18 protein-coding genes are annotated in these 17,140 nt (G+C 70.6%); 9 read left to right on the top strand and 9 right to left on the bottom strand.

Annotated elements, in window-relative coordinates; translation table 11 throughout:
* Positions 1-937, bottom strand: a 937-nt coding sequence (locus FL311_RS17530) for a M23 family metallopeptidase (protein ID WP_141326262.1), incomplete at its 3' end; no start/stop codon positions are given.
* A gap of 306 nt (positions 938-1,243) precedes the next feature.
* Between FL311_RS17530 and FL311_RS17525 the strand changes: the two genes are divergently transcribed.
* The 8 genes from FL311_RS17525 to FL311_RS17490 all read left to right on the top strand — a co-directional run bounded on the left by FL311_RS17525 (position 1,244) and on the right by FL311_RS17490 (position 5,512).
* On the top strand, positions 1,244-1,789 hold the full coding sequence (locus tag FL311_RS17525) for a hypothetical protein (RefSeq protein ID WP_141326261.1): 546 nt from the start codon (positions 1,244-1,246) through the stop codon (positions 1,787-1,789).
* A gap of 10 nt (positions 1,790-1,799) precedes the next feature.
* Positions 1,800-2,567, top strand: coding sequence for an endonuclease/exonuclease/phosphatase family protein (locus tag FL311_RS17520; RefSeq protein WP_141326260.1), 768 nt, complete (start codon positions 1,800-1,802; stop codon positions 2,565-2,567).
* 140 nt (positions 2,568-2,707) lie between these two features.
* Positions 2,708-3,169 (top strand): phage holin family protein, encoded by a 462-nt coding sequence (locus FL311_RS17515; protein ID WP_141326259.1) that lies wholly within the window; start codon positions 2,708-2,710, stop codon positions 3,167-3,169.
* A complete protein-coding gene (locus FL311_RS17510; RefSeq protein WP_141326258.1) occupies positions 3,159-3,380 on the top strand; it encodes a DUF3618 domain-containing protein in 222 nt (73 codons plus the stop codon). The genes FL311_RS17515 and FL311_RS17510 overlap by 11 nt, the downstream gene beginning before the upstream one ends.
* A 62-nt stretch (positions 3,381-3,442) precedes the next feature.
* Complete coding sequence (locus tag FL311_RS17505) at positions 3,443-3,643, top strand: hypothetical protein (protein ID WP_046712964.1); 201 nt, start codon at positions 3,443-3,445, stop codon at positions 3,641-3,643.
* A gap of 35 nt (positions 3,644-3,678) precedes the next feature.
* On the top strand, positions 3,679-4,131 hold the full coding sequence (locus FL311_RS17500) for a hypothetical protein (RefSeq protein WP_046712965.1): 453 nt from the start codon (positions 3,679-3,681) through the stop codon (positions 4,129-4,131).
* A gap of 46 nt (positions 4,132-4,177) precedes the next feature.
* Positions 4,178-4,471 (top strand): YtxH domain-containing protein, encoded by a 294-nt coding sequence (locus tag FL311_RS17495; RefSeq protein WP_141326257.1) that lies wholly within the window; start codon positions 4,178-4,180, stop codon positions 4,469-4,471.
* Between the two features lie 147 nt (positions 4,472-4,618).
* Positions 4,619-5,512: a hypothetical protein gene (locus FL311_RS17490; protein ID WP_141326256.1), complete on the top strand. Its 894-nt coding sequence runs from the start codon at positions 4,619-4,621 to the stop codon at positions 5,510-5,512.
* Between the two features lie 7 nt (positions 5,513-5,519).
* On the opposite strand, the gene FL311_RS17485 is transcribed toward FL311_RS17490, so the two are convergent.
* Positions 5,520-6,389, bottom strand: coding sequence for a hypothetical protein (locus tag FL311_RS17485; protein ID WP_194869238.1), 870 nt, complete (start codon positions 6,387-6,389; stop codon positions 5,520-5,522).
* A 167-nt stretch (positions 6,390-6,556) separates the two neighbouring features.
* Between FL311_RS17485 and FL311_RS17480 the strand changes: the two genes are divergently transcribed.
* A complete protein-coding gene (locus FL311_RS17480; RefSeq protein WP_141326264.1) occupies positions 6,557-9,094 on the top strand; it encodes an adenylate/guanylate cyclase domain-containing protein in 2,538 nt (845 codons plus the stop codon).
* Between the two features lie 15 nt (positions 9,095-9,109).
* On the opposite strand, the gene FL311_RS17475 is transcribed toward FL311_RS17480, so the two are convergent.
* The 7 genes from FL311_RS17475 to FL311_RS17445 form a co-directional block, all read right to left on the bottom strand.
* Positions 9,110-9,478: a ferredoxin gene (locus tag FL311_RS17475; RefSeq protein ID WP_074957626.1), complete on the bottom strand. Its 369-nt coding sequence runs from the start codon at positions 9,476-9,478 to the stop codon at positions 9,110-9,112.
* A 249-nt stretch (positions 9,479-9,727) separates the two neighbouring features.
* The gene (locus FL311_RS17470; protein ID WP_141326255.1) at positions 9,728-10,507 is read right to left on the bottom strand and encodes an NADH-quinone oxidoreductase subunit I; all 780 of its coding nucleotides are present in this window, start codon (positions 10,505-10,507) and stop codon (positions 9,728-9,730) included.
* Positions 10,508-10,536: 29 nt separating this feature from the next.
* Entirely contained in the window at positions 10,537-11,961 is a 1,425-nt protein-coding gene (locus FL311_RS17465) for a complex I subunit 1 family protein (RefSeq protein ID WP_141326254.1), read from the bottom strand.
* Between the two features lie 2 nt (positions 11,962-11,963).
* Positions 11,964-13,850 (bottom strand): 2Fe-2S iron-sulfur cluster-binding protein, encoded by a 1,887-nt coding sequence (locus FL311_RS17460; protein ID WP_141326253.1) that lies wholly within the window; start codon positions 13,848-13,850, stop codon positions 11,964-11,966.
* The gene (gene nuoD / locus FL311_RS17455) at positions 13,847-15,106 is read right to left on the bottom strand and encodes an NADH dehydrogenase (quinone) subunit D (protein WP_141326252.1); all 1,260 of its coding nucleotides are present in this window, start codon (positions 15,104-15,106) and stop codon (positions 13,847-13,849) included. The genes FL311_RS17460 and nuoD overlap by 4 nt, the downstream gene beginning before the upstream one ends.
* Before the next feature lie 10 nt (positions 15,107-15,116).
* Positions 15,117-15,635 (bottom strand): NADH-quinone oxidoreductase subunit C, encoded by a 519-nt coding sequence (locus FL311_RS17450; RefSeq protein ID WP_046712973.1) that lies wholly within the window; start codon positions 15,633-15,635, stop codon positions 15,117-15,119.
* 180 nt (positions 15,636-15,815) lie between these two features.
* Positions 15,816-17,096: an adenylate/guanylate cyclase domain-containing protein gene (locus FL311_RS17445; RefSeq protein ID WP_141326251.1), complete on the bottom strand. Its 1,281-nt coding sequence runs from the start codon at positions 17,094-17,096 to the stop codon at positions 15,816-15,818.
* Positions 17,097-17,140 lie beyond the last annotated feature (44 nt).

Genomic DNA, 17,140 nt, shown 5'->3' with positions numbered 1-17,140 from the left:
GGAAGAAGTCCAGGCGCAAGAGCGACTCGCCGTCCACCCAGATGCCGTCCACCTTCACGCCCCAGTGGAGGTGGGGGCCGGTGACGCGGCCGGTGCTGCCCACCAGGCCCAGCTGCTGCCCCTGCTGGAGCTTGTCGCCCTGCTTCACCTGGATGCGCGACAGGTGGAAGTACGCGGTGAAGAGGTCTCCGCCGTGGTGCACCAGCACCGTCTTGCCGGCGGAGTAGTTGTCGCGCGCCATCACCACGGTGCCCTCGTTGCTGGCCAGCACGGGCGCGCCCGGGTCTCCGTCGATGTCCACGCCGAAGTGCTGGCTGGACAGCTTGCCGTTGAACGTGCGCCGGTCGCCGAAGGGCGCGGTGATGCGGTCCTGCCGGGGCCAGGCGAAGTTCTGGGCGAAGTGGGGCGCGCTGAACGGCTGCGAGAAGGCGGCGGCGAAGGCGCGTCGGTCCGCGGCCATGCGCGCCTTCACGGAGGCCGGCGGCGCCACGTACTTGCCCGACACCTTCAGCTCGCGCGAGGGGTAGCCCGGCTCGACGATGTCCAGCGTGCCCGTCAGCTCCAGCGGCGCGCCCTCGGCCGAGCCGGGGCCCACCACGCGCACGGGAGCGGCGCCCGGCGTCAGCTCCACCGGCAGGCCCGTCACCGCGAGGAAGCCGTCTCCCCACGCGAAGAAGCGCAGCGGACGTCCCGCGAGCGTGCCCGTGGGCATCCCCGCCATGCCCCGCACCGTCACGATGACGGGGTCTCCCGGACGCGCCGAGCCGGGCTGGAGCGACAGCAGCGGCTGGACCTGGGCCGTCGTCGACGCGGAGGAGGGGAGCGCCGCGGACGTGGGCGTCGGCTCGGAGGCCTGGGCCTTCGCACCGAGGGCGAGCAGCGCGAGCAGCAGGTGGGAGGGCGCGGAATGAAACCAGCGGGCGGGGTGCGGAGCCATGGGCGTTCTTTACACCACGGATGGCCGGACTCTTCCCAGGGTGAGAAATCCGCGCGTCGGATGCCTGCTTCGCTGCCCGGGAGCGCCCGGCGGGTCGCCTGCTGAACACTGCCTCGTCGGCTGCTCACCGGGCCAGCGGGACGCGCCTGGATTTGTCGGCACTTGAGCGGCGCAGGGGCGCGGAATCGCGGCCCGACGGGCTGGAGGGCAGGCAGCCGGCTGCGCGCCGTGGCGTCAAGCCGTACCGGCGCGCCCCCAGGCTTCCTAGCTTCTGCTCGGACCCAATTCCTTTTCGGAGATTCGCGGATGCCTCGTCCCTATAGCTTCGACCATTTCCAGGTTCCGAAGACGCTGCCGAAGCAGAGCCGCAGCCTGCGTCGACGGGACAAGGCGCACCTGGCGCAGTCCCGTGCGCAGCCAGAGGAACTGGCGGCGCGCGAGGGGGTGCACTACGGCAAGTCCTTCGCGGAGACGGAGGACCTCTACAACGCCCGGCAGATGGAGGCGCAGCTCCAGGAGCTGGCTCGCCTGGAGCCGGACGGGAAGTTCTCCCACGGCACCTCGGCGCCCGCGCAGCGCGCGACGAAGCGCGCCTCGCGTGAGAAGGCGCAGCAGCGCAAGGCCGCGGAGGAGCCCGTCATCCGGAGCACCACGCCCATCGGCGCGCTGCCGCCCACGCGCGAGCAGCCTCCTCGTGGCCGGCTCCCGGACCTGCTCGACGAGGCGGGCCGTCAGCTCCAGACGCTCAAGGGCGGACTGGGGGACGCGGCGAAGGCCGTGGCCCGCCTGGCGGCGCTGCCGCTGGAGGTGGTGCGGCTGGCGGCGCGGCGCCTCAATCCCCTCCACGGCTGAGCCCGCGCGCGTGGAGCTGACGCTCGTCTCGTACAACATCCACAGCGGCATCGGGACGGACGGCCGGTTCGACCTGGGCCGCGTGGGTGAGGTGCTCCGCGAGGTGGGCGCCGACATCGTCGCCCTGCAGGAGGTGGGCGACTTTCGCGCGCGCACCTCGCGGGAGGACCAGCCCGAGCACCTGGCGGACATGCTCGGCATGCACATGGCCTTCGGCCCCAACGTCGTGCGCAACGGCCGGCGCTACGGCAACGCCATCCTCACGCGGCTGCCCATCCTCCACTCGAAGAACTATGACCTGAGCGTGGGACGGCGCGAGCCCCGGGGCGCGCTGCGGTGCGACCTGGACCTGGGCGGAGGCCAGCAGCTCCACGTGTTCTCGCTCCACCTGGGCCTGCGGGTGTCGGAGCGGCGGCGGCAGGAGGCGCTGCTGCTCGGCTCGGACATCCTGCGGGACGCCGTGCGCAAGGACCCGGCGGTGGTGTGCGGGGACTTCAACTACTGGGGCAACGGCGCGGTGCCCTCGCTGGTGCGCAAGGCCATCCACGACGCCGCGCTGGAGCTGGGCACGCCCGCGCGCACCTATCCCACGCGCTGGCCCGTGCTGAGGTTGGACCGCATCTACGTGGACGCGGGCGTCCGGCCGCTTCGGATCTTTCCGCACCGCACCGAACTCAGCCGGGTGGCCTCGGACCACCTTCCCCTGGTGCTGCGCTTCCAGGCGCCCATCCTCTCCGAGAGCACGTCCGACTCTCCACCGGTGCAGCTCATCGGTTAGCGTGCGGGAGCCGGCGTCACGTTGAGTGGCTGACGCTTGTGAACGCCGGACAGAAACGCCTCGGGGAGGTTGTCCCAAAGGGCAGGGGTGCCTAGGTTGGCGCCACTTCTGTGAGGACGCGAGCGCCGGCCGGAGAGTGAATGCACGTGGGGAGCGAACAGACGGAGCGTGGGCTCACCGCGCTCGTCGGCCGCATGGCGGACAGCTTCAGTCGGCTGGTGACCCAGCACCTGCAGCTGGCGCGCCTGGAGCTCGAGGAGGACCTGAAGTCCGCGAGCATGAACGTGGCGATGATCGCCGCCTTCGTGCCCTTCATCCTGGTGGGCTATGCCTTCGCGTGCGCGGCGCTCGCGGCGGTGCTGGTCCCCTGGCTGGGGTGGGCGGGAGCGTTCGGCGTGGTGGCGCTGCTCAACCTGGTGGCGGGTGGGGGCGGCGTGGCCTGGGCGCTGCACAAGCTGAAGTCACGACGGATGATGGAGGACACCACGGACGAGCTGTCGCGCAGCATGGCGGCGCTCACCGCGCCGGCCCCCGTGCCCCTGGGCAACGCGCTCCAGGGCGGGGACGGTCAACGCTTCAAGGAGCCCCCGCATGGGCGCTAGCAATGGACATCCCAAGCCGATGGGGCCTCGCACGAGCGCGATGCTCCGTCAGGACATCGAGCGGACGCGCGCGGAGCTGGCCATGTCGGTGAGCGCGCTGCGCGAGGAGGTGGCGGTCGCCGCCGACTGGCGCGAGTGGGTGCGCCGTCATCCCTACGCGTGCGTGGGGGCGGCGTTCGCGGTGGGGATGTTGCTGGGTTCGCGTCGCTGAAGGCGCGCGTGGGCCCCCAGGACTTTCGCAGTTCCACTTTTCGAATCGAGGAGAGCACGTTCATGGACATGAATCCGCAGCAGGTGGCCGACCGGGCCCGGCAGCTCCAGGACCAGGTGTTGCCGCAGCTCGACGAGGCCCGGCAGAACCTGGTGGACATGAACCACCGCGTGGTGAGCTTCATCCGCGCCAACCCCGGCACGTGTCTGTTGGGCGCGGTGGCCGTGGGCTTCCTGGTCGGCCGCATCGCTTCCCGCCGCTGAAGCCGTCCTGGGACGGCAGACGAGAGAGGACACTCATGACGAACTATCCAGGGGCTTCAGGCAATGGCAACCCTTCGTCGCGGCCCTCGGGCACGGACGCGGGGTTCGGCCAGCGGGTGGACCAGATTGGCTCGGAGGCGCAGCAGCTCTGGAGTGATGCCAGGGGCGCTGTCGATGACCTGGGCCAGTCGTTGGACCTGCGCGGGCGCGTTGAGCGCAACCCGTACGGGATGATCGCCGCCGCGCTGGGCGTGGGCTACGTGCTGGGCGGGGGTCTGTTCACGCCGCTGACGGCGCGCATGCTCCGGTTGGGCGTGCGGCTGGCGGCGCTGCCCTTCGTGAAGGACGAGCTCTTGGGCATGGCCGAGACGGCGTTCCAGGGCTACCAGGCGGGTCGCGGCGCGGTGAGCTCCGCCGTGTCGCGGGAGCCCGGCGCCGCGTCCGCGGATGCGTCGGTTGCGGGCACGCCCCGTCCTCCGTCCTACTAGGGTTGTCTTCGTTCCCCCGCCGTTTCACCTTCCATTGGAGTCGCGCATGAACCTGAACGCCCTGAAGAAGATGGACAAGGACGACCTGCTCAACCTCATCGGCCTGGAGAGCCGTCGCAGCGCGGCGGAGGACGTGCTGCCGGTGATCGGCGCCTTCGCGGCCGGCCTGCTGGTGGGCGCGGGCCTGGGGCTGTTGCTGGCTCCCAAGCCGGGCACCCAGCTGCGGGACGACCTGCGCCAGAAGCTGCAGACCGGCCAGGAGTACCTGACCAACCAGCTGAACCGCGGCGAGAGCGCCCCGGCGCAGGGCACGCAGTCGCCCGTGTCTCGCACGGCGTGAGCCCGTGTCCCGTGGCTTCGCGCCACGTGGACGGTGTGCTCGACGTGAGGGCCCTCATCCGCGAAGGCGGGTGGGGGCCTTCGTCGTTGCAGGGCGGCGGCCGAGCGACGGCGGGGCGGGCGCGAAGCGGGTGTAGACTCCGCCCTCGTGAGTGACCTGGCAAAGGGTGATGGGGCGGTGGGACCGGAGGCGGCGCTGGCGCGGCTGCGCGCGTTGGAGACGCTCGAGTCCGGATACGAAGCGTGGCTGGAGCTGAAGCTGGAGCACGCCGCGTCCATCGCGCGGTTCCGTGAGGAGCGCGAGCGGCTGACGCAACAAGGCTCGTTCCTCCTGGGCGCGGTGCGCGCCGCGGGGCTCGAACCCTCGGCCTCGTCGGAGCCGGGACTCGCGCCCGCGTCCGCGGGGGACTTCCTGCGCGACGCGGAGGAGAAGCTCGCGAGGACGCGCGAGGCCCTGTCCGCACGCGAGGCAGAGACGGAGGCGGGCTATGCGTCCGCCTTCGCGGAGATCCGCGCGACGCTGAAGGACCGGGCCTTGCGTCACCTGTCGGTCCATCGCCCGCGGCTGACGTTGCTCCTGCGTCGCGTGGGCGCGGAGCGCTCCATCCTCCACCTGGAGCGCGTGTCCGGCGACACACCCGTGCTGCTGTGCATGCTCTTCACCGGCCGGATTCCGTCGCGGTACGGCTTCCTGCTCGACGACTCGACGGAGGACGTGGCGCTGCCGCCCGCGCCGCTCTATCCCGAGGAGGGCGTGGCCCCGGGCGACGTGCGGCCCGACGCGGCGGCCCTGGTGTCACGGGTCCGCGCGGGCGAGGAGGTCCTCCCGCTCAAGGGGATGCTGCCGCTGTCCATCCCCCGACCCGGTGGGGACGAGGACTTCTTCCGGCTCCTCCAGCGGGGCGCGGTGCTGGAGGTCGAGGTGGCGGACGGCGCGAGCTTCCGCAACGTGCTCTCGCGAGAGGAGTCGGAGCGCTTCGCCGGCCACCTGCTGCGCCTCAAGCTGTCGGGGCGCATCGAGCTGGACATCGAAGCGGGCTGAAGCGTGTTCAGTTCGTCCGGATGACGCCCACGTCGGCGGTGCCCGCGAGCAGGGCGCTGCCGATGAACAGGTTGTCGGACTCGGCGCCGCCCAGGCGCACGGCCTGGAAGATGACCAGGTACGTCTTGTTGGACTGCGGGAAGGCCGAGCCCGGAATCGTCACCTGGGCCTCGCGGTACGAGCCCGGCACCGCGACCAGCTGGAGGAACTCCACCGGCGTGGTGGGCACGTTGGAGTACGTGGGCTCGCCCTTGGAGCCGTCCGAGCCCAGGGGCACCACGGTGACGAAGCCCAGCGTGCGCTCCTTGCCGCCCGAGACGGCGGCGCGCTCGAAGCTGAGCGCCGTGCCGGACGTGTGGCGCACGAAGCCCTCGGGCGGATGGAACCGGGTGATGGCCTCCTGCACGGGCGCGTCGTCCACCTGGCCCACGTAGCGCGTGCCGTTGCGCGCGGCGATGAACTGGTAGGTGGCGCCGGAGGCGTACGTCAGCCCCGAGTCACTCCCGCCCACGTTGGTGCGGCTGTAGCTGCCCGCGCCGTCCTCGTTCAGCACCGTCGCCTGCCCACCCTGGGGCTGGAGCGTCGCGGTGGCGCCCGTCACGCCCGAGGGCTGCGAGTTCTCTCCGGAGCGCGTGCCGAAGAACACGAGCGCGGCCGTCTGGGCCGGAATCACGATGTTGTCGCCCCCATCCGGGACGAAGACCCCTCCGTCGACGCCGGCGAGCGCCAGGGCCGAGACCTCCACCTCGGGCGTGGCCAGCAGGGTGCCCACCATGACGTGCTCGGCGGTGAGCTGGGCCCCCGTCTTCTCCAGGTCGCACGCCAGGGGAGCGAGGAAGAGGGCGGTGACGGCGGCGGACATGAGGATGCGTTTCATCAGGAGTCTTCCTGGGGTGTGTGACGGGGGCGGCGAGCATAGCAGGGGCTCGTGACAGTCCCCTCGCGCCGGGGAATCTCGGGGTATCCTCCCGCGCACCCGTGCAAGCACACCGCGTCCACTTCGCGAGCTGGCGTTTCTTCAAGCGGCTCGGCTTCTCACTGGCGATGGCCGTCTTCTTCGGCTGCGTGCTGGGCATCCTCGTGTATCTGCGAGCGCCCCAGCCGGCGGCGCCGCGCGAGGACTCGCCCGCGTGGGTGCCCTCGGGCGCGGTGGAGGCGGCGCAGGGCTGGCTGGAGGGGCTGGAGCGCCGCACCTACGACTGGCGCGTGCTGGAGCTCGGCGCGCGCTCGGAGCGGCCGGACGAGGCCGTGGTGGTGGCCATCGACGACGAGACGCTCGCCGAGGCCCGTCAGGACGACCGCCCCGGGGTCGCCACGCAGCCCTGGCCCCGGCAGCTCGTCGGCGCCATGGCCCACCGGCTGGTGGAGGAGGGGGCCCTGCTGGTGCTGTTGGACCTGCCCTTCCCGGAGCTGAGTCCCAACGCCTGCGTCAACCCGAAGCTGTCGCTCGGCGCCACGTCGAGCGATGACGCGTCCTTCCGCGAGTTCCTCGAGCGTGACCCGGGCAAGGCGCTGCTGTCGTTCTCGTGGGAGAGCCAGGGCGCGCGCGTGCTGCCGCCGGCCAGCCGCCTGTGGCCGTACCGGGTGAAGGTGGGCACGTTCCCCGACATCAGTGAGGCACGCGAGCGGACGCAGACGGTGCTCGCGGTGCAGCGGCCCGCCTTCGTCATCCCCGCGGGCAACCAGGTGGAGGTCTGGGGCGGCGCCACGGACGAGGCGGACGCGAAGTCGCTGGGCGCGCGGCTGGGCGCCCCGGGAGCGGTCATCGCCGAGCGGCGCGCGTCGGACGACACGTTCCGCGTGGGCCCCACGGACCTGTTCGTCTCGTTGGCGGAAGTCCAGGTCGAGGGGCTGGACACGTCGAAGCTCCTGGAGGTGCGTCAGCTCCAGCACCCGGTGGCGCCACTGTTGGGTGGAGGTGCGGGGTACGGCGCTGTCACGCTGACGGCGGACCCGGATGGCGTGGTGCGCGGCATCCCGCACCTGGTGGCCTACACGGCGAGGGGTGGTCGCCACGTGCTGCCCTCGCTGCCGCTCGCCGCCGCGATGCGCCTGGCCGGCACGCGCACGCTCCGCTACGCGAACGGGCGGCTGCACGTGGGGGACGAGTACTCGGTGCCCATGGATGACTCGGGTTTCAGCCTGATGCGCTGGGATGCGCCGACGGCGGGGCGGGGCTCACGCGGCTCGTTGTCCCGCTCCATCCGCGCGTGGAACGTGCTGCTCAACGTGTTCGACGTCGCGGACGAGCGCCCCGCGCGGTTCGATAACGATTTGGAGGGGCGCACCGTCGTCCTCACGCGGACGGCGGGCGAGTCCGGGCACATGCGGGCCACGCCCATCGGTCCGGAGACGCCCGGTGGCGCCATCCTGGGACAGGCGCTGGCGAACATCCTGCGCTCCGAGGGCATCTCCCGCGCCCGGGCGGACCACGACCTGGCGCTCACCATGGGGCTGGCCTTCCTGGGGGCCTTCCTCGCGCTGTCGCTGAGCTTCCTGCTGCGCTCCCTGCGGGGCGCGCTGCTCTACGTGAGCGGACTGGCGCTCGCGGGGGCGGGCTACACGGCGGCGGCCAGCTACGTGTTCATCGAGCAGCGGCTGTGGGTGGCCATGGCGGGGCCGCTGCTGGCCATGGTGGGCGCGTTCGCCGTCACCACCGTCTACGCCTTCCGCAACGAGCAGCAGATCCGCGACTTCGTGCAGGCGGCGCTTGGCCGGTACGTGAGCCCGGAGGTGGCGCGGCTGGTGACGCGCGACCTGAGCCTGATGCGTCCGGAGCGCCGGCGGATGTCGGTGTACATCTGCGACATCGAGGGCTTCACGCGGCTGTCGGAGGGCATGACGCCCGAGCAGCTGGTGGGGCTCTTCAACGAGTACCTGCTGGAGATGGCGGCGGTGGTGCGCTCCACGGCGGGGCAGATGGACAAGTACATCGGCGACTCGGTGATGGCGTTCTGGGGCGCGCCGGTGCGCACCGAGCGCCATGCGCACCTGGCCTGTGAGGCCGCGCTGAAGATGCGCGAGGTGCTCGCGGCGCGGCAGGACGCCTGGGAGAAGAAGTACGGGCGCCGCCTGAGCTTCCGCGCCGGCGTTGACACGGGCGAAGTCGTGGTGGGCGACATGGGCAGCGAGCTGAAGTCCAACTACACCGTGCTGGGTGACGCGGTGGGCCTGGCCGCGCGGCTGGAGTCGCTCAACAAGGTGTACGGCACCTACGTGCTCGTGGGTGATGGCACGGTGACACTCGCGGGGGACAACTACGTGTTCCGCGTGGTGGACCGGGTGCGCCTCAAGGGCCGCGCGGAGCCGCTGCGCGTGCACGAGCTGGTGGGGCGCAAGGGTGAAATCACCACGCCCCAGCAGGAGCAGCTCGCCGTCTACGAGCGCGCGCTGACGGCCTACCACCAGCGCCGCTTCCCGGAGGCGCATGCGCTGTTCGAGCGCTCCGCCACCGACTTCAAGGACTCCGTCTCCGCCGTGTACGCGGCCCGCTGCGCGCGCTTCCTCGTCACGCCGCCGCCCGCGGAGTGGGACGGCGTGCACGGCCTGGAGGAAGGGGACGCGCCGGCCATCGCCGCCTGAGTCCGCGCGGGCCGCTCAGCCGTCGTCTGGCGCCGGCGTGTCCGGTTGCCCGAACAGCTCCACGATGGGCGCGTCCTTCGCGATGTGCTCGCTCACCACGCGGCGCATCTTCTCGGGCGTCATCTCGGAGTAGTACACCTCTCCGTCCCACCCCATGAGCTGGTAGTCCTCGGGAGACAGCGGGTCCCTGCGTCGGCCGGTGTCCTCGCGGACCACCACGTTGGGCCCCATGTGGCAGAAGCCGTAGCAGCCGCCCCGGTACAGCTCGCAGCGTGGCACCAGTCCCTGGGCGCCCAGCTCCGTGCGGGCCGTCGCGTACACGTCATCCGCGCCGCCGGCCTTGCAGGTCGACCCCTTGCACACCGACAAGCGGTAGCGCTTCATCGCCAACACAGCACCCACCCTACGCAGGCCCCACGTCGGGCGATAGCCACGAGCCCCCGCCTCTGTGCGCCTGAACGCACTCCACGCCGCCCCACGGGACGGCCGCCCGGACGCCAGACGCCAGGTCCACTGAAGAGCTGCAACGTCATCACCCGCGCCCCGAAATGACACCGGCCCGCCTGCCGCTCGAGGAGCGGGAGGCGGGCCGTGCTTGCTACCAGTCCCTACGCGCGGGACGTCTGGATGGATCTACTTCAGGAACTTCGTCACCTGGATGGGACCCTGCTGCGTCACCACCGTCTGCCCGTGCGCCACCGCGCCCTTGCCGTGCGGCGCGTGGTGGTCATGCCCCGCGCCCAGGTGGTGCGGCGTCTTGAGCTGCACCAGGCCCTCGCCGATGCGCGTGTGGGCCTCCTTGTGCACGTGGTGCGGCTCCTCGGAGCCGTCGCGCTTGTTCCACGGGTCCGAGGGGTGCGACACCGCCGGGCCCTTCAAGAGCTTCGGGATGTCGTAGACGAAGTTCTGCCGCGTGTACTCGGAGGGCGTGTGCATGTACGTGTCCATGCGGATGGCGTCCTTCGGGCACGCGTCCACGCACAGGCCACACACGATGCAGCGCAGCTCGTCGATGACGAACTGGGTCGGGTACTTCTCGATGACGCGCGACTCGCCGTCCGCGTCCGACTCCTCGTACTCGCCCGCCTCGATGTAGATGCACTGCGCCGGGCAGATGGTCGCGCACATGTAGCAGGCCACGCAGCGCGGCTTGCCGTCCTCGCGCGGAACCAGCCGGTGCAGACCGCGGTAGCCCTCCGGGTAGATGGGCTTCTCCTCGGGGTACTCGACCGTCGTCATCAGGCTGGTGCCCGTGCGGTCCTGCACCTGCGTGTTCGTGTCACGCGTGCCGAAGAGATTGCGGAAGAAGTGCTTCGTGGTGATGGCCAACCCGTGCAGCAGCCCCGGGATGTACATCCGCTCGCGGATGTCCGTCCGGGGGTCCTGGGTGACCTTCGTAACCTTGATGGCCATGATGGTGTCTACCTTGGTCGGGCCGGGAGCTAGTGCGAGGACGCCGCGCTGGCGTGGGACGGCAGCCCATGCGCGTCGTGCCCGTGGTCATGGCCGTGGGCGCCGTGCGCTCCGTGCGCACCACCCTCCGCCGCGTCTGCCTTCTTCGTCATCGTCAGCACCACGAACACGCCAATCTCCAGCATGCCGAAGATGGCCAGCGCCCGCAGGGACGGATCCCACAGCACCAGCGCGCCCGTGATGAACACGTTGGCCAGCGCCAGCGGCAGGAGGATCTTCCAGCCCAGCGTCTGGATCTGGTCGTAGCGGAAGCGGGGGAACGTCCAGCGGATGACCAGCTGGATCCAGATGAGGAAGACCACCTTCACCCAGAACACCGTGCCCAGGATGGTGCCGTACAGCCACCCGTGCTCCTGCATCAGCGGCTGGCTCGCCAGCCACTCGTTGCCGAAGGGCAGGTGGTGGCCGCCGAAGAACAGCGCCGTCGTCACGCCGGCCAGCACCACGACCTCCACGAACTCGGAGATCATGAACAGGCCGAACTTCATGCCGGAGTACTCCACGAAGTAGCCGATGATCTCCGACTCGCCTTCCGGCACGTCGAACGGGGCGCGCTTGGTCTCCGCGAAGGACGCGGCGAAGAAGCCGATGAACCCGATGGGCTGCAGCAGGAAGCCCCACGCCGGCAGGCCCAGGTCGAACCCGCCCTCGGTGCGCCACAGGTACTGTGCCTGGCCCGTGGCCTGCGCGCCGTCCAGCCCCAGCGTGCCGACGAGCGTCGGCAGCTGCAGCGAGGAGAACGCCATGAACAGGCCGACCAGCGACAGGCCCAGGGCGACTTCGTAGGAGATCATCTGCGAGGAGGCGCGGACGCCGCCCAGGAGCGCGAACTTGTTGTTGGAGGCCCAGCCGGCGAGCGCCGTGCCATAGACGGCCAGCGACGCGATGGCCAGCAGGTACAGGACGCCGAAGTCCGGCGTCGCCACCACCATGTCCACGTTGTGGCCGAACACATTGACGGAGGGGCCCGCGGGCACCACCGCGAACAGCGCGAACACCGGCGCGAACGCGAGGATGGGGCCCAGCTTGAACATGAACGTGTTCGCCGTGCCCGGGATGAAGTCCTCCTTGGTCAGCATCTTCAGCACGTCCGTGAGGATGTGCGGGAGGCCCGCCAGGGAGCGGTTGCGGATGCCGGGCAGGTTGATGCGCGCGCGGTTGGGGCCCACGCGGTCCTGCATGAGCGCGCTCCACTTGCGCTCGGCGATGGTGAGCAGCGTCGCGATGATCATCACGAAGACGAGCATCAGGAACAGGATGTTCGACAGGCGGCTGGCGCCCGCGAACCAGTGCTTCTCGGCCAGGCCGCCGACCACGTAGGCCGCCGCCGAGACTCCCGCGAGCATCGCGACGATGAAGCCCATCGCGAAGAGGACAGTCAGAACGCGCTTCATCGCTAGATACCCCTCACCCGGGGAGCACCGAACTCACGGTAGCCCGGAGGACGCCCGTCGGCGCCCGTCGGCAGCGGATTGATACCCGGCTTCTCCCGGTCCGGCGGAGACGCCTTGTCCCAGTTGACCTCCGCGAACTCGGCCACCTTGCCGGACAGCTCGCGCCACACGTCCCGCGCGCTGCTCCAGGTCGGCGCCTCGCCGCCCAGCTCGCGCGTCAGCTCCGCGGCCCACTTCCAGCCGGGGATGACGTCGCCCTTGGGCGGGTACGCCTTGCGGAAGCGCTGGGTCATCCCGTCCATCTGCGTGAACGAGCCCTCGTCCTCCACGTGGATGGACGCGGGCAGGAGCACCGTGGCCTGCGCCGTGATGGGCGACTCGTTCTTCTCCTGGACCACGAAGACGTCCAGCGAGGCCGCCGCGCTGGCGAAGGCCTCCACGTCACCCGGCACCTCGGTGCCGATGGCGTACAGCCCCTTCACCTGGCCCTTGGAGAGCGCCTGGGTGAGCGCCTCGTAGGTCTCCACCTTCAGGCCCAGGCCCTTGGCGATCCACTCCAGGCCCTTGCGGTTGGGGTTCTTGTCCGCCGTCTTCAGGAAGTGGTCCGCCTTGCCCGCCGGACGACCGCCCACGTAGACGGTGGTCAGGCCCAGGGTCGCCTTGGCGAACGTGAGGCCCGCCAGGAGCTCCTCGTTGGAGGACACCGGCGAGGCGAGCACCGCGAGCTTGCCCGAGCCCACCAGCGGCTTGAGCGCCTTGGCGGCGGCCTGCGCGGCCTCCTTGCGCGTCACCACCGGCACGGCCTCGGAGCCGGACTGGCCCGTGGCGCGGCCCACCCTCGCCTGGAGCACGCGGCCCAGGTTGAAGGACTTGTACATGAGCCGGCCCTGGTCACACATCCAGCTCTTGTTGATCTCCTCGTTCTCACGGGGACGGATGCGGTAGGTGTCCTGCGACATCCAGTCCACGTACGTGTTGCAGCCCTTCGCGCAACCCGTGCAGATGGACGGCGTGGCGGACAGGAACCACGCGCGCGCCTTGAAGCGGAAGTCGCGGCTGAGCAGCGCGCCCACCGGGCAGACGTCCACGGTGTTCATCGAGTAGTCGCTGTCGAGCTCGTTGCCCGGGAACACGTCGATGCGCTCGTGGCTGCCGCGGCCGAACACGCCCAGCTGCGGCTCCTTGGCGATCTCGTTCATCACGCGCACGCAGCGGGTGCACATGATGCAGCGCTCCTGGTCCAGCACCACGCGGGGCCCCAGGACCTTGCGCTTGTTCTTCAGCGTCTTGCCGCCCTCGAGCCGCGAGGGGCGGTAGTCGTACTTCATGTAGTAGTCCTGCAGCTTGCACTCACCGGCCTGGTCGCAGATGGAGCAGTCGACCGGGTGGTTGAGCAGCAGGAACTCCATCACCGCGCGCTGCTGCTCCTTCACCTTGGGCGTCGTCGTCTTGACGGCCACGCCCTCGGCCAGCGGCGTCTGGCACGCGGGCACGAGCTTGGGCGCGTTGGACGCCTCGATGAGGCAGATGCGGCAGTTGGCCGCGATGGAGAGGCGCGGGTGGTAGCAGTAGTAGGGGATGTCCGAGCCGACCGTCTTGGCCGCCTCGATCATGTTCGTCCCCGGCTTCACCACGACTTCCTTGCCGTCGATGGTGCAGGTGACGAAGCCCGGGTTCTTCGGCGCGGGCTTGGGCGGCGGGCCCGGGGGCGCGGCGGCCTTGGGCGGCGGCGTGACGCTGCTGGCCGCCGCGGGGGGCGTGTCCAGCTTCGGACCGGCCGGAGGGTTGGAGGGCTCGGGACCGATCTTCGCCGCGGGGGTGTCCGTGGGCGCGCCCTTGGGGGGCGGCTGCGCGTCACCGGTCGGCTTCTTCGTGTCGTTGTCGCTCACTGCTCGACCTCGCCGCCAATCATGTTGATGGTGTCAAACGTGGGGATGAGGTCCGCCAGCATCTTCCCCTCGATGATGTGGGGCACCGCCGCGAGCACCGGGAAGCCCGGCGCGCGCACGTGCACCTTGTACGGGCGACCGCGCCCGTCGCTCACCAGGTACCAGCCCAGCTCGCCGTTCGAGGCCTCCGTCGCGTCATAGGCCTCGCCGGGGGGCACCTGGATGCCCTCCATGACGAGCTTGAAGTGCGCCATCACGCCCTCGATGGTTCCGTACACCTCGGGCTTGGGCGGCAGCGCGATGCGCCAGTCATCCACGATGATGGGACCCGCCGGGATGGTGTCGAGCGCCTGGCGCAGGATGCGGATGGACTGACGCATCTCCTCCATGCGGACGAGGTAGCGGTCGTAGTTGTCGCCGTGCTCGCCCACCGGGATGTCGAAGTCGAAGCGGTCGTAGACCCAGTACGGCTTCGCCTTGCGCAGGTCGTGGTCCACGCCGCAGGCGCGCAGGGCGGGGCCCGTCCAGCCGTAGTCGATGGCGTCGTCGGCGCTGATGATGCCGGTGCCCTTGGTGCGGTCGACGAAGATGCGGTTGCGCGTGAGCAGCCCGTCCATCTCCACCAAGAGCTCCTCCGTGCGGGTGAGCGTCTTGCGGACCTTGTCCGCCCAGCCGTCCGGCAGGTCGCGGTTGATGCCACCCACGCGACCGAAGCTGGTGGTGAGGCGCGCGCCGGTCAGCTCCGTGACGCGGTCCTGGATGAGCTCGCGGGCCTCCATGCCGTAGAGGAACGGCGCGAAGCCGCCCATCTCCAGGCCGGTGGCGCCCACGCACGTCAGGTGGTCCGTCAGCCGGTGCAGCTCGCTGCCGATGACGCGGATGTACTGGGCGCGCTCCGGAATCTCCAGGCCGATGAGCTTCTCGACGGCGTTGAGGAACCCGAAGTTGTTCATCATCGCGGACAGGTAGTTGAGCCGGTCCGTGTACGGCAGGCACTGCGTCCAGGTGACGTTCTCGCAGCTCTTCTGGAAGCCGCGGTGGAGGAAGCCGATCTCCGGGTCGATCTTGACGATGGTCTCGCCGTCCAGCTCCACCTTCAGCCGCACGGTGCCGTGCGTGGCGGGGTGGGACGGGCCCATGTTGATGACCATGTGCTTGGCCTGGAGGTGCGCCTCCAGCTCCGAGCCCTCGGGCGGCAGCGAGCCGTCCGTGTCCGGATTGTGGCCCTTCACTTCAAAGTTGTGGCTGTCGGCCATGGTGTCGTCCTCAGGAGTGCCCGCTGGTGCCGGGACCGCGGAAGATGTCCTTGATGGGGCGCTCCGGGATGAGCGGCTGGCGATCTCGCAGCGCGTAGTCCTTGCGCAGCGGGTGGCCCTGGAACTCCTCGTACAGGAGGATGCGGCGCAGGTCCGGGTGCCCGTCGAAGCGGATGCCGTAGAAGTCCCAGACCAGGCGCTCCCACCAGTTGGCGCCGCGGTAGAGCGGGACCAGCGAGGGAATCACGGCCTGGTGCTCGCTCACGCGCACCTTGAGCCGCACGTGCTCGTGACGCTTGAGGGAGTAGAGGAAGTAGACGACCTCGAAGCGCGGGTCGTTCTCCGCCAGGTGCAACCGGTCCACGGCGTCGACGGAGCCGAACAGCTTGAACTGCAGCTCCTCGTCGTTCTTCAGGAACGCGGCGACCTTCGGCAGTGAGTCGGCATGGATCACGGCCCAGGCGCCACCGGCCCGGTCCACGTAGCGCTCCACCACCGCCTCGGGGAAGTGGGCGGAGACCCTGTCCAACGCGAAAGTGCTCAAGGGGGACCCAATGACTGAGGGAGAAGAATCCGCGGCTTTATAAGGAGCCCAGAAGGGGGGCGTCAACGTAAACCCTCAACCATGTAGGCCACTTAGGAAGCCCAGAAGCCAGCGTTGCGCACGTGGCGTCCGGGGAGGCCCACGGATCGTCCGCCGGGACGGAAATCAGGCCGCCGAGCCCGGTCCCCGGGCCAGCGAGGGGCCCGCCGCCAGGGGGACGAAGGTGGCCACCGGCTGGCTCTTGCCGGCCACCAGGGCCTGTCCCACCGGCTCCCAGCCGAACCGGGCTCCCGCCTGCTCCCGGGTCGCCTGGGACACGAGGACGGGCACCCCGGCCTTCTTGGTGAGCCCCTCGATGCGGCTGGCCAGGTTCACCGTGTCGCCGATGGCGGTGTAGTCCAGGCGCCGGGCCGTGGAGCCGATGTTCCCCAGCACCACGGGGCCCGTGTGGATGCCCACCCCCATGCGCAGGGCCGGGACGCCCTGGAGCGCCCGCTCGGCGTTGAACCCCTCCAGCTCGCTCACCATGTCCAGCGCGCACCGCACCGCCCGGGAGGCGTGCTCCGCGTCGGCCAGGGGCGCGCCGAAGTACACCATGAGTGCGTCCCCGATGAACTTGTCCAGCGTTCCGCCGTGGCGGAACACCACCTCCACCATGCGGCCATAGTAGGCGTTGAGGAGCTTCACCACTTCGCCCGGGGGCAGGTGCTCGCTCATGGCGGTGAAGTCGCGGATGTCGGCGAAGAGGACGGTGACCTCGCGCAGCTCGGGCTCGGGGGAGGCGAGGCGCTGGAGGCGCTCGGCGACGGCGGGGGCGAAGTAGCGGCCCAGGCGGGCGCGCTTGAGCTCCTCCTCGGAGACGGCGGCGGACAGGGCGCGGATGCGGTTGAGCAGGTGGCGTGCGCCGGCGGCGGCCACGGCGAGCATGACGACGGCGGCCAGCTGCGCGCCCATGCCGATGCCGGCCTGATGCTGGAGGGCCGTCTCTGCGACGGCGGCGAAGGCGGTGACGACCAGCGTCACCGTATTGCGCAGGGACAGGGCGGCCAGCAGCACCAGCACCGCGTAGATGCCGAGCGTGAAGCCCGCGACGCCTCCGGGGGAGGGAGACACGGGGATGGCGTGGCTCTGGAGCCAGTACACCGCGGGCACGTCGATGAAGGCCACGGACAGGCCCGCCCAGCGCACGGCCCGGGGCGAGCGGGCCACGGCGACGAGCACGCCCGCGGTGCACAGCCAGTACACGCTCAGGGGGGCCAGGTACTCGGCCCAGTCGGCCTTGCCCACGAAGAGGCCCAGCGTGGCGGAGATGCCGAACATCACGGTGATGGCGACGAAGCGGATCCACGCGAGCTGGCGCGCGTTGCGGTGGCGCTCGCCGTCGAGGGCGCGGTTCACCGAGTCCTCGATGCCTTCTGGCGCGTTGGGCCTCAGGGCGACCCCCATCCGCGAGCACGGGGCCTTCCGGGCCAGGAAGGTGCCGTGGCTCG

This window comes from Myxococcus sp. AB025B (assembly GCF_006518215.1).
GTDB lineage: Bacteria > Myxococcota > Myxococcia > Myxococcales > Myxococcaceae > Myxococcus > Myxococcus fulvus.
This window is presented reverse-complemented; position numbering and strand designations above follow the sequence as displayed.

What these genes read in the sequence shown, in the direction of transcription:
- FL311_RS17525 (WP_141326261.1), top strand. Translation starts at nt 1,244, where the DNA reads ATGCCTCGTCCCTATAGCTTCGACCATTTCCAGGTTCCGAAGACGCTG.
- FL311_RS17515 (WP_141326259.1), top strand. Translation starts at nt 2,708, where the DNA reads ATGCACGTGGGGAGCGAACAGACGGAGCGTGGGCTCACCGCGCTCGTC.
- FL311_RS17510 (WP_141326258.1), top strand. Translation starts at nt 3,159, where the DNA reads ATGGGCGCTAGCAATGGACATCCCAAGCCGATGGGGCCTCGCACGAGC.
- FL311_RS17505 (WP_046712964.1), top strand. Translation starts at nt 3,443, where the DNA reads ATGGACATGAATCCGCAGCAGGTGGCCGACCGGGCCCGGCAGCTCCAG.
- FL311_RS17500 (WP_046712965.1), top strand. Translation starts at nt 3,679, where the DNA reads ATGACGAACTATCCAGGGGCTTCAGGCAATGGCAACCCTTCGTCGCGG.
- FL311_RS17495 (WP_141326257.1), top strand. Translation starts at nt 4,178, where the DNA reads ATGAACCTGAACGCCCTGAAGAAGATGGACAAGGACGACCTGCTCAAC.
- FL311_RS17485 (WP_194869238.1), bottom strand. Translation starts at nt 6,389, where the DNA reads ATGAAACGCATCCTCATGTCCGCCGCCGTCACCGCCCTCTTCCTCGCT.
- FL311_RS17480 (WP_141326264.1), top strand. Translation starts at nt 6,557, where the DNA reads ATGGCCGTCTTCTTCGGCTGCGTGCTGGGCATCCTCGTGTATCTGCGA.
- FL311_RS17475 (WP_074957626.1), bottom strand. Translation starts at nt 9,478, where the DNA reads ATGAAGCGCTACCGCTTGTCGGTGTGCAAGGGGTCGACCTGCAAGGCC.
- FL311_RS17470 (WP_141326255.1), bottom strand. Translation starts at nt 10,507, where the DNA reads ATGGCCATCAAGGTTACGAAGGTCACCCAGGACCCCCGGACGGACATC.
- FL311_RS17465 (WP_141326254.1), bottom strand. Translation starts at nt 11,961, where the DNA reads ATGAAGCGCGTTCTGACTGTCCTCTTCGCGATGGGCTTCATCGTCGCG.
- nuoD (WP_141326252.1), bottom strand. Translation starts at nt 15,106, where the DNA reads ATGGCCGACAGCCACAACTTTGAAGTGAAGGGCCACAATCCGGACACG.
- FL311_RS17445 (WP_141326251.1), bottom strand. Translation starts at nt 17,096, where the DNA reads ATGGGGGTCGCCCTGAGGCCCAACGCGCCAGAAGGCATCGAGGACTCG.